Annotated in this window: 11 protein-coding genes and 1 riboswitch; of the genes, 9 read left to right on the plus strand and 2 right to left on the minus strand. The window is 63.9% G+C overall.

Annotation, left to right across the window (positions count from 1 at the left end; genetic code table 11):
- Positions 1 to 103: 103 nt before the first annotated feature.
- Both BTO32_RS08655 and BTO32_RS08660 read left to right on the plus strand, forming a co-directional pair.
- Positions 104 to 1,159 carry a hypothetical protein gene (locus tag BTO32_RS08655; protein ID WP_076724239.1) on the plus strand — a complete coding sequence of 352 codons (1,056 nt, stop codon included), beginning with the start codon at positions 104 to 106 and terminating at the stop codon, positions 1,157 to 1,159.
- A 20-nt stretch (positions 1,160 to 1,179) separates the two neighbouring features.
- Positions 1,180 to 1,812, plus strand: a complete 633-nt coding sequence (locus BTO32_RS08660; protein WP_084206817.1) for a LysE family translocator — start codon at positions 1,180 to 1,182, stop codon at positions 1,810 to 1,812.
- A 3-nt stretch (positions 1,813 to 1,815) separates the two neighbouring features.
- On the opposite strand, the gene fdxA is transcribed toward BTO32_RS08660, so the two are convergent.
- Both fdxA and mutS read right to left on the minus strand, forming a co-directional pair.
- Positions 1,816 to 2,139, minus strand: a complete 324-nt coding sequence (gene fdxA, locus BTO32_RS08665; protein WP_076724241.1) for a ferredoxin FdxA — start codon at positions 2,137 to 2,139, stop codon at positions 1,816 to 1,818.
- 164 nt (positions 2,140 to 2,303) lie between these two features.
- Positions 2,304 to 4,958 carry a DNA mismatch repair protein MutS gene (mutS, locus tag BTO32_RS08670; protein WP_076724242.1) on the minus strand — a complete coding sequence of 885 codons (2,655 nt, stop codon included), beginning with the start codon at positions 4,956 to 4,958 and terminating at the stop codon, positions 2,304 to 2,306.
- Positions 4,959 to 5,301: 343 nt separating this feature from the next.
- Positions 5,302 to 5,416: riboswitch (guanidine-I (ykkC/yxkD leader) on the plus strand.
- A gap of 63 nt (positions 5,417 to 5,479) precedes the next feature.
- Between mutS and BTO32_RS08675 the strand changes: the two genes are divergently transcribed.
- From BTO32_RS08675 to atzF, 7 genes are all read left to right on the plus strand, one after another.
- Complete coding sequence (locus BTO32_RS08675; protein ID WP_076724243.1) at positions 5,480 to 6,520, plus strand: putative urea ABC transporter substrate-binding protein; 1,041 nt, start codon at positions 5,480 to 5,482, stop codon at positions 6,518 to 6,520.
- Between the two features lie 42 nt (positions 6,521 to 6,562).
- A complete protein-coding gene (locus BTO32_RS08680) occupies positions 6,563 to 7,381 on the plus strand; it encodes an ABC transporter permease (protein ID WP_076724244.1) in 819 nt (272 codons plus the stop codon).
- Complete coding sequence (locus tag BTO32_RS08685) at positions 7,375 to 8,175, plus strand: ABC transporter ATP-binding protein (protein ID WP_425435223.1); 801 nt, start codon at positions 7,375 to 7,377, stop codon at positions 8,173 to 8,175. The genes BTO32_RS08680 and BTO32_RS08685 overlap by 7 nt, the downstream gene beginning before the upstream one ends.
- Entirely contained in the window at positions 8,162 to 8,878 is a 717-nt protein-coding gene (locus tag BTO32_RS08690) for an urea amidolyase associated protein UAAP1 (protein WP_076724246.1), read from the plus strand. The genes BTO32_RS08685 and BTO32_RS08690 overlap by 14 nt, the downstream gene beginning before the upstream one ends.
- Positions 8,879 to 8,888: 10 nt before the next feature.
- Entirely contained in the window at positions 8,889 to 9,530 is a 642-nt protein-coding gene (locus BTO32_RS08695; protein ID WP_076724247.1) for an urea amidolyase associated protein UAAP2, read from the plus strand.
- 83 nt (positions 9,531 to 9,613) lie between these two features.
- The gene (gene uca / locus BTO32_RS08700) at positions 9,614 to 13,240 is read left to right on the plus strand and encodes an urea carboxylase (RefSeq protein ID WP_076724248.1); all 3,627 of its coding nucleotides are present in this window, start codon (positions 9,614 to 9,616) and stop codon (positions 13,238 to 13,240) included.
- The gene (gene atzF, locus BTO32_RS08705; RefSeq protein ID WP_076724249.1) at positions 13,231 to 15,051 is read left to right on the plus strand and encodes an allophanate hydrolase; all 1,821 of its coding nucleotides are present in this window, start codon (positions 13,231 to 13,233) and stop codon (positions 15,049 to 15,051) included. Before uca ends, atzF begins: the two co-directional genes overlap by 10 nt.
- The last annotated feature ends 49 nt before the right edge of the window (positions 15,052 to 15,100 follow it).

Consider the following 15,100-nt stretch of genomic DNA (forward strand, 5'->3'; position numbering starts at 1 on the left):
GGGCGTGCTGACGCCGGCGCCCGGGTATTTCGGCGAACGCCGGCCCGTGGGGGGCGTGTTAGCCTAGCGTTCCATTGTTTTCCGACCGCACAAGGATACCGCCATGACCCAGACCCATGCCCCCCTGGCCGAGGCTCTGCTCGAAGCGCACGTCAAGCACGAACTGGCGGCGCTCAAGGGCACGCGGCTGAAACGTTTCGTGGAAAAGGAACTGGACGCACTGCTGGACCATGCCGGCCGCGTCACCCTGAGCCGGCTCAGCAGCCCGGAACAGGTCATGGGCGTGATCCGCCGGGTGGTGGTGAACATGGAGCTGGACGCCGGCGTGCCGGAGCTGGCGGCGGAGATGGCGACCCGGGTCCTGAACGCGGAGGCCCAGTCCCGGACCCGGCTGGGCGACATTATCTCCCGCGAGCAGGTCGCCGGCTTCCTGGAGCAGGCGCTGACCCTCCGGCACCAGCGTGAGCGGGTGATCGGGGAAATCATGGCGCATCCGGTGTACCAGGAGCTGGTATCCAACCTGGTGTACCACGGCTTGGTGAATTACCTGTACGAGGACAACCTCATCGCCCGCTCGGTGCCGGGGGTCGGCTCGATGATGAAGTTCGGCAAGCGCATGGCGAACAAGGCGGTGCCGGGGCTGGACGAGACCTTCGAGCGCCGGGTCAAGGCATGGCTGGCGGACAGCCTACCGGGCTTGATCCGGCGCAGTGAGCAATTTCTCAATCAGGCGCTCAGCGACGATGAGCTGCGCGACACCATCATGGCGGCCTGGGTGGCGCTGGAGGACCGGACCCTGGCCGACCTGCAGGACGGGCTGGGGGACCTGGAGCTGCAGGAGTTCGTGGTGCTCGGTTATGAGTTCTGGTTGGCATTCCGAAAAACCGGCTACTTCGAGGCCTGCGCCGAGACCGTGGTGCGCCATCTGTTCGAGCGCTATGGGGCGCAGCCGGTGCAGACCCTGTTGCGGGACCTGGGCGTGACCCGCGATCTGATCTGGGCGGAGATCGACGCCTACGGTTTCCCCCTCATGGACGTGCTGCGCGAAGAGGGCTATCTTGAAGCCCTGGTGCGTCGCCGGCTGGCTTCCTTCTATCGCTCGGCGGCGGCGCGGAACCTGCTGTCGGGCGCGGCTGGAGCTCCGGAGTCTGGCGGCTGACTGAAGTGCGAGGTACGCCGTTGCCGGACTTGATCTGGGCCTATCTGGTGGCCATTACCCTGCTGACCGTTTCCCCGGGCGCCGATACCCTGTTGGTGGTGCGCAACACCGGCCGGGGAGGGGTTGTTGATGGCTGTGTGACCAGTCTCGGAATCTGCCTGGGGCTGTTCGTGCACGCCACCCTGTCGGCTCTGGGCATTTCGGTGCTGCTGGTGGAGACCGCCTGGGCATTCACCCTGCTGAAATGGGCGGGGGCGCTCTACCTGATCTGGCTGGGGCTGGGCTCGCTGCGGCGTGCCGTGGCCCGTGTGGGGCCGGCCGCTGAGGCGGTGGCCCCGCCGCCCGGCCGGCGTCCGCTGGGCATTGGCCAGGCCTTGCGGGAAGGGCTGTTGTCAAATCTGCTCAATCCCAAGACGGCGTTGTTCTACATGGCCCTGCTGCCGCAGTTCATCGATCCGGCGGGCAGTGCCTTTCAGCAGTCCCTGTGGCTGGCGGCGGTGCATTTCGGGGTCGCCATGATCTGGCAGTGCGGTCTGGCCTGGGCGGTGGGGCGGTTTCGCGGGCTCGGGAGCAGTGAGCGCCTGAGACGAATGCTCGGGACGCTCACCGGCGGGTTCTTCGTGGCGCTGGGGGCGAAGCTGGCGCTGAGCTGAGACTCAGCGCTCCAGATACTGCAGCTTGTTCGGCTTGCCGTCCCATTCCGCGGCGTCCGGCAGCGGGTCCTTTTTCTCGGTGATGTTCGGCCATTTCTGTGCCAGCTCGGCATTGATCTCGATGAATTGCACCTGATCTTCCGGCAGCTCGTCCTCGGAGAAGATGGCCTCGGCCGGACACTCCGGCTCGCACAGGGCGCAGTCGATGCACTCGTCCGGATCGATGACCAGGAAGTTGGGACCTTCGTAGAAACAGTCCACCGGGCAGACTTCCACGCAGTCCGTGTATTTGCACTTGATGCAGTTATCAGTAACGACAAACGCCATACTCAGCTCCCTGGTCTATTGCAAGGTTCGGTCTCATCAGGAGCGCATCACAACAGGCCCCCACTTATCGTTTTGTGCGCGATATTGTAGGGAGCGGCCCCCCCAGGGGCAAGCGGCGCCCGGTCATATCCTTATTCCGCCGGCCAGGCACCGCGGGCCGGATCTCAACGCTCCAGCAGGGCCTTCAGCTCATACAGCCGGTTCAGGGCTTCCCGGGGCGTCAGCTCATCCGGGTCCAGTGTTTTCAGGGCTTCCTCCACCGGGCTGGGTTCCAGGCTGGCGAACATGTCGCCCTGAACCGCCACGGGTTCCCGGATCGGCTGCGCCGGCGACGGGCATCCGGGGTGGCCACCCCTGGCGGCTTGCGGCGGTGTCTGGGCCGGCCGGCCGGCACCGGGAACCATGGGTGCGGCCTGGCTCTCCAGATGCGCCAGCTGTGCCTTGGCATTGCGGATGACGTCCTGGGGCACGCCCGCCAATTTGGCCACCTGCAGGCCGTAACTCTGGCTGGCCGGGCCGTCGTGCACGTTATGCAGGAACACGATGGCGTCGTCGTGCTCGGTGGCGGTCAGGTGTACGTTGACGGCGTGCTCCAGTTCGTCCGCCAGCTGCGTCAGCTCGAAATAGTGGGTGGCGAACAGGGTGAAACAGCGGATTTCCCGAGCCAGGTGCTCCGCCGTGGCCCAGGCCAGCGACAGGCCGTCGAAGGTGCTGGTGCCCCGGCCGACCTCGTCCATCAGGACCAGGCTGTGCTCGGTGGCATTGTGCAGGATGTTGGCGGTTTCCGTCATTTCCACCATGAAGGTGGAGCGGCCGCCGGCGATGTCATCGGAGGAACCCATGCGGGTGAAGATCCGGTCCACCGGACCGATCACCGCGCGGGTGGCGGGCACGAAGCTGCCGGTGTAGGCGAGCAGGGCGATCAGCGCCGCTTGGCGCATGTAGGTGGATTTACCGCCCATGTTCGGGCCGGTGATGACCAGCATTCGCCGCTTCGGATCCATCAGCAGGTCATTGGGCACGAAGGGCTCATCCAGCAGCTGCTCGACCACCGGGTGGCGCCCCTCCTCGATATCGAAGCCGGGGGCGTCGGAGAACTCCGGTGGTGCGAAACGGAGGCTGGTGGCCCGCTCGGCGAAGTTGCTCAGTACGTCCAGCTCCGCCAGTGCCTGGGCGGCATCCTGAAGCGGCGCCAGCTCGGCCGCCACGGTTTCCAGCAGCTCGTCGTACAGTGCCTTCTCCCGGGCCAGGGCCCGGCTCTTGGCGCTCAGGGCCTTGTCTTCGAATTCCTTCAGCTCCGGGGTGATGAAACGTTCGGCGTTCTTCAAGGTCTGGCGGCGGATGTAGTCCGCCGGCGCCTGCTCCGACTGGGCCCGGCTGATTTCAATGTAATAGCCGTGCACCCGGTTGTAACCCACCTTCAGAGTGCTGATGCCGGTGCGCTCCCGTTCCCGGGTTTCCACGTCCAGCAGATACTGGCCAGCGTTCTCGCTGATGTTGCGCAACTCGTCCAGCTCCTCGTCGAAACCCTCGCGGATTACGCCGCCATCCCGGATCACCACCGGTGGGTTGTCGATGATCGCCCGCTCCAGCAGGTCTGCCAGTTCCGGGTATTCACCGATGGTATCGGCCAGTTTGGCCACATGGGGGGACGCCACCGGCGTCAGGGCTTCCTGGAGCGACGGCAGCACCTGAAAGGCATCCCGCAGCCGCGCCAAGTCCCGGGGCCGGGCCGAACGCAGGGCCACCCGGGCCAGGATGCGCTCGATGTCGCCCACCTGTTTCAACAGGTCGTGCACCGGCTCATAGTGGAAACCATCCAGCAGGGCCGCGACCGCCTGCTGGCGCTGGCGTACCACGGCCACGTCCCGCAGCGGCCGGTTCAGCCAGCGACGCAACTCGCGCCCGCCCATGGCGGTGGCGGTGCGGTCCATGACCCAGGCCAGGGTGTGCTGGTGGCCGCCCATCAGATTGGTATCGATTTCCAGATTACGGCGGCTGGTGGCGTCCAGAATCACCGCGTCTTCGCGCCGTTCGCGGCTGAGTTTTCGGATATGGGGCAGGGCGGTGCGCTGGGTTTCCCGGGCGTACTGGAGCAGGCAGCCGGCGGCGCAGATCGCCAGTTTCAGATCCTCGCAGCCAAAGCCGGTCAGATCCCGCACCTGCAACTGCTGAGTCAGCAGCCGGTGAGCGGTGTCCGCTTCGAACAGCCAGGGCCCCTGCCGGCGTACGCCGGTGAACCCTTCCAGCAGCTCGCCGTAGGGAAAGTCCTCACTGATCAGAATTTCCGCCGGACGCAGCCGCTGCAGTTCTCCCTGCAGGGCTTCCGTGCCTTCCAGCTCGGACACGGCAAAACGGCCACTGGAAATGTCCAGCGAGGCAAATCCGAACTGCTCCTTGTGGCTGTGGATGGCCACCAGCAGATTGTCCCGCCGCTCTTCCAGAAAGGCATCGTCGCTGAGAGTGCCCGGAGTGACGATGCGTACCACCCGCCGCTCCACCGGCCCCTTGCTGGCAGCCGGATCCCCGATCTGCTCGCAGATGGCAATGGACTGCCCGGCCCGCACCAGGCGCGCAATGTAACTTTCCGCGGAATGATAGGGCACACCCGCCATGGGAATCGGACTGCCGCCGGACTGGCCGCGCGTTGTCAGCGTGATGTCCAGCAGCTCCGCCGCCTTTTTGGCGTCGTCATAGAACAGCTCATAGAAGTCCCCCATGCGGTAGAACACCAGCTCGTTGGGGTGCTCCCCCTTAATCCGGAGGTACTGCCGCATCATCGGCGTATGCTTGGAAAGATCTGTCTGGGCTGCTGACATGAGACGTGTCCGGTTTGCCTTGTTCGGGATTCTGAATGAAACAGGGAATTGTAAGGAAAAAGGGGAGTGGGAGGAAATGAAGGGGTGGATTCTGGTGCGCGTATCTTTTTTGTCCCGGCTTTCGTTCCGGCGTACCAGGAAGGGCCAGGGGCTGGCGGGCCCCGGAATTGTGCGCAACCTGCTGAATGTGAACACATCTGGTGCAAGCTTTGTCCCTGCCGCAAAACCGGCTGTTTACCTGATTTTCTAACATATTGTTTGTATGACTTTTTTTGAGTTCGGGCCTGGTGCGTGCTTTTACGTGGGTGTCCGTACTCCTGACACTACGTGACAGACAATTTGGAAAATGGAGCGCTAGGGTTCCGGCTGCCGATACCGACAATCAGAGGCAGCGACTGGTCCGAGAGCACTCGACCTTTCAGTGAAAGGTTACACGGCGGGACAAAAGCCCGGGAGGACTGAAGGCGTAATGCCGGGGGTACTCCATGAGCAACCGACCGAACCGAACTGAGAGGTGCGCTATGAAGCGACTTTCCATTCTCCTGCTCTTTCTGCTGCTGTCCTCGACAGCTTCCGCCCGCGACAGTTTCCGAGTCTGCTGGTCCATCTACGTCGGCTGGATGCCCTGGGCCTATGGTGCCGAGCAGGGCATCGTAAAGAAGTGGGCTGACAAATACGGCATTGATATAGAAGTTGTTCAGATCAACGACTACATCGAGTCCATCAACCAGTACACCGCAGGCGAATTTGATGCCTGCACCATGACCAACATGGATGCCCTGACCATCCCCGCCGCCGGAGGTGTGGACAGCACCGCTCTGGTGGTCGGCGATTTCTCCAACGGCAACGACGGTATTGTGCTCAAGGGCAAGGACTCCCTGGAGGATATCAGGGGGCAGTCCGTGCACCTGGTGGAACTGAGCGTATCCCACTACATGCTGGCACGGGCGCTGGAATCCGTGGGACTGAGCGAGCGTGACATTCAGGTGGTCAACACCTCCGACGCGGATCTGGTGGCAGTCTACGGAACGGATGAGGTGACGGCGGTGGCCACCTGGAATCCGCTGCTGAATGAAGTGGCCTCCATGCCGGACAGTCACAAGGTGTTTGACTCTTCCCGCATCCCCGGCGAAATCATCGACCTGCTGGTGGTGAACACCGAAACCCTGGAACAGAACCCGGCCCTGGGCAAGGCGCTGACTGGTGCCTGGTACGAGATCATGGCCGTCATGAGCGGTGAGGATGATGCCGCCAGGGCCGCCAAAACCTATATGGCGCAGGCGTCGGGTACGGATCTGGCCGGTTACGAAGCCCAGTTGGCCAGTACGGAAATGTTCTATACCCCGGCCGCGGCCCTCGAACTGACCAACAGTCCCCGCCTGAAAACCACCATGCAGAATGTGGCGGAATTCTCCTTTGAACATGGTCTGCTGGGAGAAGGTGCGCCCGATGCCACTTTCATCGGTGTTGAAACCCCCGCCGGTGTTTACGGCAATCCGCAGAATATCAAGCTGCGCTTCAATCCGACCTACATGCAGATGGCCCTGGATGGCAGCCTCTGACCCCCGGTTATGAACAGGGGCCAGCCCCCTCAAGGATTAAGCATGAAACGACTGATCAACCAGACCCCGGCACCGGTAACCCGTGCCCTGCTTGGCCTGCTGCCCTTTGTTCTGCTGGTTATTGCCTATGTGCTGGCCTCCGAGGCCCGTCTGGCTGAAAACCCGGCGGACAAGCTGTTGCCAAGCTTCACCCAGATCGGTGACGCCATTTACCGCATGGCCTTTGAACCCAGCAAACGGACCGGGGAATACCTGCTGTGGGCGGATACCGCCAGCAGTCTCAGCCGGCTGGCACTGGGAGTGCTGATTGCGGCCGCCATTGGTCTGGTGCTGGGCCTGTTCACCGGAGCCCTGCCGCTGGTATCCGCCGCGGCCAGTCCGCTGCTGACGGTGGTTTCCCTGATTCCGCCACTGGCGATTCTGCCGGTGCTCTTCATCATCTTCGGGCTGGGTGAGGTCTCCAAGGTGGCCCTGATCGCCATCGGCATCACCCCCTATATCGCCCGGGATCTGCAGCGCCGCACCCGGGAAATCCCGTCAGAACAGCTGGTCAAGGCGCAGACCCTGGGTGCCGGTACCAGTCAGATCATCTGTCGGGTGCTCCTGCCCCAGCTGATGCCGCGGCTGATCGATGCGGTCCGCCTCTCGCTGGGGGCCGGCTGGCTCTTCCTGATCGCGGCGGAGGCCATTGCCGCCACCGACGGGCTGGGTTACCGCATTTTCCTGGTCCGCCGCTACATGGCGATGGATGTGATTCTGCCCTATGTGGCCTGGATCACCCTGCTGGCATTTCTGATTGACCTGCTGCTGGCGGGCCTGAGCCGGCGTCTCTACCCCTGGCAGAGTAAAGGAGCCTGGTGATGATTGAAGCCCGCAACCTGTGGAAGAAGTACGGCGACAAGGTGGTTCTGGAAAGGATCAGTGTGCAGGTCGAGGAGGGGGAGTTTGTCACCCTGGTGGGTACCTCCGGCTGCGGCAAGAGCACCTTCCTGAAAATGCTGCTGGGCACTGAAACCCTGACCCGGGGTGAACTGCTGCTGGATGGCAGTCCGGTCCCCGGTGAACCGGGGCCGGACCGGGGCATTGTCTTCCAGCAGTACTCGGTGTTCCCGCACATGACGGTACTGGAAAACGTAATGGCCGCCCGCGGTTTTGCCAGGCCCGGACTGACCGGCCTGCTGTTCGGCGCTGCCCGCCGTCAGGCCCGGGAGGAAGCCCTGGCGATGCTGAAGGAAGTGGGTCTGGAGCACGCCAGCGCCCTCTATCCGGCGGAACTGTCGGGCGGCATGCGCCAGCGTCTGGCCATTGCCCAAGCCCTGCTGGGCCGCCCCCGCATCCTGCTGCTGGATGAACCCTTCGGCGCCCTGGACCCGGGCATCCGGGCGGACATGCACGAGCTGGTTCTGCGCCTCTGGCGGGAATACAAGCTGACCGTCTTTATGGTGACCCATGACCTGAAGGAGGGGTTCTATCTGGGCACCCGCCTCTGGGTGTTCGACAAGGTGCGTCACGATCCCCAGGCCCCGGACGCCTATGGAGCATCCATCACCTACGACCTGCCGGTCGGGCAGGTGGACAGAAGCACACTGGATGAAATTGACCGTGATCTCACACTGACAGCGAAAGAAACGGAAAAGCACTATGAAAATCACTGAATACACCACGGAAATTGCACCGGGTGGCCACTGGTCACTGCGGCTGCGCAGAGGCACCCGGATGCGTCTGACCGATCTGGAAGGCGGCGCCAATGTGGGCATGCTCTTCTACAACCCGGAAAACCTGCTGGAGCGCTATAACGCGCCGGACACCCTCAAATGCCAGCACACCTTCAGGCTGACCCGGGGCAACTGCCTCTACTCCGACATGGGGCGCATCTTCGCGTCCATTGTGGAGGATACCCTGGGCTGGCATGAAACCGTCTGCGGCAACAGCCGGGCGGATCAGGTGGCTGAGCGCTGGGGCCAGCGGGATTATCAGCACGACCGCAATGACTGGCATCAGAACGGCCATGACGCCTTTCTGGTGGAGCTGGCCAAGTATGGCCTGGACCGTGCCGACATGGCCGCCAATGTCAACTGGTTCAGCAAGGTGGTCACCGATGCCGACGGCAATATGCGTCTGGTCGAAGGCCACAGTACGCCGGGCAGCCAGGTCACCCTGAGATTTGAGATGGACACCCTGGTGCTGCTGCACACCTGTCCGCATCCGCTGAATATGGCAGACAGCTACCCGCGCAAGCCGGTCCGGATAGAGCTGGGCCGGGCAGAGCCGGTCAGGGAGGATGATATCTGCCTGAACCACTGTCCGGAAAACCGCCGCGGCTTCCAGAACAACGCACTTTACTACTTCGGCCAGTGAGGAGACGATCATGCTGACAGAAAGTACACGCCTGCCGGAACAGGCCTCTGCCCGCCACACTGTCCCCGCCGGGGATTACTACATCGGTATCCTCAGAGCCGGCCAGACCTTGCGCATTTTGGATCTGGAGGGCAACCAGGCCGCCGATACCCTGTTCTACAGTGCCGCCGATCCCACGGAGCGCTACAGTGCCATGGACACCATCCGGGAACAGGGCAATGTCTACCTCACCACAGGTTCGGTGCTGCGCTCCAATGAAAACCGGCCCATGCTGGAGATAGTGGCCGATACCTGTGGCCGCCACGACACCCTGGGCGGGGCCTGTGCCACCGAGAGCAACACCGTGCGTTACGACCTGGAAAAGCGCTGCATGCACGCCTGTCGGGACAGCTGGATGCTGGCGATCTCCGAGCATCCCGAGTATGGCCTGGACAAGGGGGACATCACCCACAACATCAACTTCTTCATGAATGTGCCGGTGACGGAAGAGGGCGGCCTGACCTTTGCGGACGGCATCTCGGCCCCGGGCAAGTATGTGGAGCTGACCGCCTGCATGGATGTGATCGTACTCATCTCCAACTGCCCCCAGCTGAACAACCCCTGCAACGGCTATAACCCGACGCCGATCGAACTGCTGGTCTGGGACAACTGACGGCCGGATTACATCTGAAGACCCTTCAGCGGACGACCGCTGTCGCAGCATATATCACGGGACGACCCGTGCCAGGATCTGCAATGTTCAATAAAGTACTCATTGCCAACCGGGGCGCCATCGCGACCCGCATCATCCGTACTCTGAAACGCCTGGGCATCGCCTCTGTTGCCGTCCATGCCGACTGTGACGCCGACAGCCTGCATGTGCGCCAGGCCGACGAAGCCTGGAACCTGGGCGAGGGCGGGGCGGCGGACACCTATCTGAATATGGACCGTCTGCTGGAGATTGCCGCACAAAGCGGTGCCCAGGCGATCCATCCCGGCTACGGCTTTCTCAGTGAAAATGCCGAATTTGTGCAGCGCTGCGAGGCCGCAGGAATCGCCTTTATCGGTCCCCGCCCGGATCAGATGGTGGATTTTGGCCTCAAGCACCGGGCCCGGGAGCTGGCGGAAGCGGCCGGAGTGCCCCTGCTGCCCGGCTCCGGACTGCTCACCGATCTGGCCGCGGCCAAAGCCGAAGCGGAGCGGATCGGTTATCCGGTCATGCTCAAGAGTACCGCCGGTGGCGGCGGCATCGGCATGCAGCTGTGTGAGGATGAGGCGGGACTTGCGCGGGCCTTCGAGTCGGTCAAGCGACTGGGGGCCAACAACTTTGCCAATGACGGGGTGTTTCTGGAGAAGTTCATCGCCCGGGCCCGACATATCGAAGTGCAGGTGGTGGGTGACGGTGAAGGCCGGGCACTGGCGCTGGGGGATAGGGACTGCTCCAGCCAGAGGCGCAACCAGAAGGTGGTGGAAGAATGCCCCGCCCCCAACCTGGACGATGCCCTGCGGGAACAGATCCAGCGCACGGCGGAACGCCTGCTTGCCAGCGTGAACTACCGCAACGCCGGGACGGTGGAATTTATCTATGACGCGGATGCCCGGCAGTTCTACTTTCTGGAGGTGAACACCCGCCTGCAGGTCGAGCACGGGGTGACCGAAGAAGTCTATGGCGTGGATCTGGTGGAGTGGATGCTGCGCATCGCTGCCGGTGAAGCGCCGGATCTGGAAGCGGAGCGGCAGCGACTCAAACCGGCCGGCCACGCCATTCAGGTCCGCCTCTATGCGGAAGATCCCTGGCGAGACTTCCAGCCCTGTGCCGGTCTGCTCAGCCAGGTGAGTTTCCCCGAAGGGGAGGGCATCCGCATCGACCACTGGATCGAATCCGGCATCGAAGTCCCCCCCTTCTTTGATCCCATGCTGGCCAAGGTGATTGTGCACGCGGAGAACCGCAGTGCCGCCCTGACAAAACTGCAGCAGACCCTGGCGGAGATTCAGCTCTACGGCAGCGAGACCAACCTGGAGTATCTGCGCGCCCTGACCCGTGACCCCGTATTGCAGCGGGGTGAGGTGACCACCGCTTACCTGAACAGTTTCGAATTCCGTCCGGCACGGGTGGATGTGATGGCCGGGGGCACCCAGACCACCCTGCAGGATTTTCCGGGCCGCCGGGGATACTGGGATGTGGGGGTTCCCCCGTCCGGAGCCTTTGACAACCGTTCCTTCCGGCTGGCGAACCGGCTGCTCAACAATCCGCCGGAGGCGGCCGGACTCGAGATCACCCTGCAGGGCCCCACCCTGAAATTTGCCACGGATACCCAGATCGCCCTGACCGGTGCCCCGGTGGACGCCAGACTGGACGGGGAGCCGGTCCCGCTTTGGCAGGTGGTGGATATTGCGGCCGGACAGACCCTGCAGCTGGGCCGTATCCGCGAGGCGGGTGCCCGGGCCTATCTGGCGGTGCGGGGCGGCTTTCAGTGCCCGCCTTATCTGGGCTCCCGCGCCACCTTTACCCTGGGCCAGTTCGGTGGCCACAACGGCCGGGCCCTGCGTGCCGGTGATGTGCTGCATCTGGATGCTACGGCCAAACCCGTTGCTCCGGCCACTGTCCCTGAAAGCCTGCGCCCCGAGATCGGCAACCGCTGGGAACTGCGGGTGATCTGCGGCCCGCAGGGGGCGCCGGACTTCTTTACCGAAGCCGATATCCGCACCTTCTTCGATACCGACTGGGAGATCCACTATAACTCCAGCCGTACCGGCATCCGCTTGATCGGCCCCCAGCCACAGTGGGCTCGGAAGGATGGCGGCGAAGCCGGCCTGCACCCCTCCAACATCCACGACAACGCTTACGCCTTCGGTACCGTGGATTTCACCGGCGACATGCCGGTTATTCTCGGCCCGGACGGCCCCTCGCTGGGCGGCTTCGTCTGTCCCGCCACGGTGATCACCGCGGATCTGTGGAAGCTGGGGCAGCTGCGGGCCGGAGACCGGGTGCGTTTTGTGCCGGTGACTCAGGCCGATGCGGTGGCCCTGGAAGCGGCCCAGAATCGTGCCATCGAAACCCTGACGGAGGTACCGGCTCCCTGGCAGCCGGTTGCGCCCCGCTCGCCGGTCCTGGCCCGCTTTGATGCCGCAACCTTTGGCGACGAAATTGTCTGCCGCGCCGCCGGCGACCACTTCCTGCTGGTGGAATACGGCCCCCAGGAGCTGGATATCCGCCTGCGTTTCCGTGCCCACGCGCTGATGCAGTGGCTGCAGCAGCATCCCCTTGAGGGCATCCATGAGCTGACCCCGGGTATCCGCTCCCTGCAGATCCATTACGACAGCCAGACCCTCAGTCAGCAGGCACTGCTGGCCCATGTCGAACGGGGAGAAAGGGAGCTGTCCACCCGGCTGACGGAGCTGAGCGTGCCTTCCCGGATTGTCCACATTCCCCTGTCCTGGGATGACGTGGCCTGTCGGCTGGCGATTGAAAAATATGACCAGTCGGTACGCAAGAACGCCCCCTGGTGCCCGAGCAACCTGGAATTTATCCGCCGGATCAACGGGCTGGACAGCATCGAGGCGGTCAAGGAGATCGTCTTCAGCGCCTCCTACCTGGTGATGGGGCTGGGGGATGTGTATCTGGGGGCTCCGGTGGCCACACCCGTCGACCCGCGCCACCGGCTGGTGACCACCAAATACAACCCGGCCCGCACCTGGACCGCGGAAAACTCGGTGGGGATTGGCGGCTCCTACCTCTGTGTCTACGGCATGGAGGGGCCGGGGGGTTACCAGTTTGTGGGCCGCACCCTGCAGATGTGGAACCGCTACCGCCGCACCGCGGAGTTCGAAAAGCCCTGGCTGCTGCGCTTTTTTGACCAGATCCGCTTTTACGAGGTCAGCCACGAGGAGCTGCAGCAGATCCGGCGGGATTTCCCCCAGGGGCGCTATCCGCTGAAGATTGAGGAAAGCCGCTTCTCCCTGGCCGAGTATGAGCAGTTTATCGCCGCCAACCAGGACGAAATCCGGGCCTTTACGGAAGCGCGTAACCGGGCCTTCCGGGAGGAGCTGGAGCGCTGGCATGCCAACGGCCAGTTCAATTTCGAAGTGGAAGAGCCGGAGACAGAGATCAGCGAACAGGACTGGCCCGAGGATGCCACCGTGGTGGACAGCCCGGTTTCCGGCAGCGTCTGGCAGACCGAGGTGCAGCCGGGCGATACGGTCAGGGCGGGCCAGCCCCTGATGATACTGGAGTCCATGAAGATGGAGGTTCCCATCCACGCCCCCTGTGACGGGGTGGTCAGCCAGCTGCTGCTGGCGGCCGGCAGTCGGGTCAGCGCCGGGCAGGCGCTGGTGGTACTGGAAGATGAAGCGAGCCTGAAGGCAACAGGAGAATGCGCATGAAAACCGATATGACCATCAAGGCTCTGCAGACAGCCTACGCCGAGGGGCGGACCACACCGGCACAGGTGATGGCACAGATCCGCCAGCGTGCCGCTGAATATGAGAAGCGCAACATCTGGATACACCTGCTAAGTCGCGCTGAGCAGAAACCCTGGCTGGATGCCCTGGCGGACAAGGATCCGGCCCGGCATCCGCTCTGGGGCATTCCCTTTGCCATCAAGGACAATATTGATCTGGCCGGCATCCCCACCACCGCCGGCTGCCCGGCCTTTGCCTATACCCCGGAAGCCTCGGCACAGGTGGTGCAACAGCTGATCGACGCCGGCGCCATTCCGGTGGGCAAGACCAATCTGGACCAGTTCGCCACCGGCCTCAACGGTACCCGTTCCCCCTACGGACCCTGCCGCAACGCCTTTGATCCGGAGTACATCTCCGGTGGCTCCAGTTCCGGCTCCGCTGTGGCGGTGGCACTGGGGCTGGCCAGTTTCAGTCTGGGCACGGACACCGCCGGCTCCGGACGGGTGCCCGCCTGTTTCAACAATCTGGTGGGGCTCAAGCCCACCAAGGGGCTGCTCTCATCCACCGGGCTGGTACCCGCCTGCCGCTCACTGGACTGCATCAGCATCTTTGCCCTTGATACCGATGATGCGGACCGGGTGCTGGCCTGTGCCGAGGGCTTCGACCCGCGAGACGGCTACAGCCGCCGCAACCGCTTTGACAACAGCTCCCGCCAGTACGGCCTGCACACCGGCCCCCTGCGTCTGGGTATTCTGGCCGACGACCAGCTCAGATTCTTTGGCGACAGGGACTACGAACAGGCCTACCGACAGACTCTGACAGCGCTGGAACAGGCGGGCGTGGAGCTGGTGACCATCGACTATGCCCCCTTCGACGAGGCCGCCCGGCTGCTCTACGAGGGGCCCTGGGTGGCGGAGCGCTACATCGCCTGTGAACCCCTGCTCAAACGGCAGCCGGACGCCATCCACCCGGTGGTGCGGGCCATTGTGGAACCGGGCGGAGAGCCGCGGGCCACGGATCTGTTCCGGGCTCAGTACCGGCTGCAGGAACTGCGGCTGGCCTGCATGGCTCAGATGGAAGGGCTGGACTGCCTGCTGACCCCCACCGCCGGTCGGCTGTTCACGGTGGACGAGATGCTGGCCGAGCCCATTCTCTACAACGCCCAGCTGGGCTACTACACCAACTTTATGAACCTGCTCGACATGACCTCGGTGGCCGTGCCTACGGCCTTTACCGCCCGGGGCCTGCCCTTTGGCGTAACCCTGGTGGGGGATCACTTCAGCGACCGCATGCTGCTGTCCATTGCCAACCGCATCCGCCAGATCCTGCCCCTGCCCCTGGGGGCTCTGGAGATTGCCGGCAGCGCAACGGCCGCGCCGCCCTGCAGGGACAGCCGGTATACGGAGCTGCTGGTGTGCGGTGCACACCTGGAGGGACAGCCGCTGAACTGGCAGCTGACCGAGCGCGGCGGCCGCCTCAAGGCCTGCACCACCACTGCCGCAAGCTACAGGCTTTACGCCCTGGCCGGGGGACCGCCACAGCGCCCGGCGCTGGTCCGGGACGAGCAGCAGGGGGCGGCCATCGAGGTGGAGATCTGGTCCCTGCCCACGGCGGAGCTGGGCAGTTTCGTCGCCGCCATTCCCGCGCCCCTGGGCATCGGCAAGGTGGAACTGGCGGACGGGCGCTGGGTCAGTGGTTTCATCTGTGAAGCTTCCGGCCTGAGCGGCGCCACCGACATCACCGCCTGCGGTGGCTGGCGAGTATGGCTGCAAAGCCAGTCCACCTGCAGCTGATGCAGTAGCATCAGCTGCCACCAGAGTGTCGGCGGGTCCTGCAAGCGAT

The sequence above is a fragment of the Marinobacter lutaoensis genome, assembly GCF_001981305.1.
GTDB lineage: Bacteria > Pseudomonadota > Gammaproteobacteria > Pseudomonadales > Oleiphilaceae > Marinobacter > Marinobacter lutaoensis.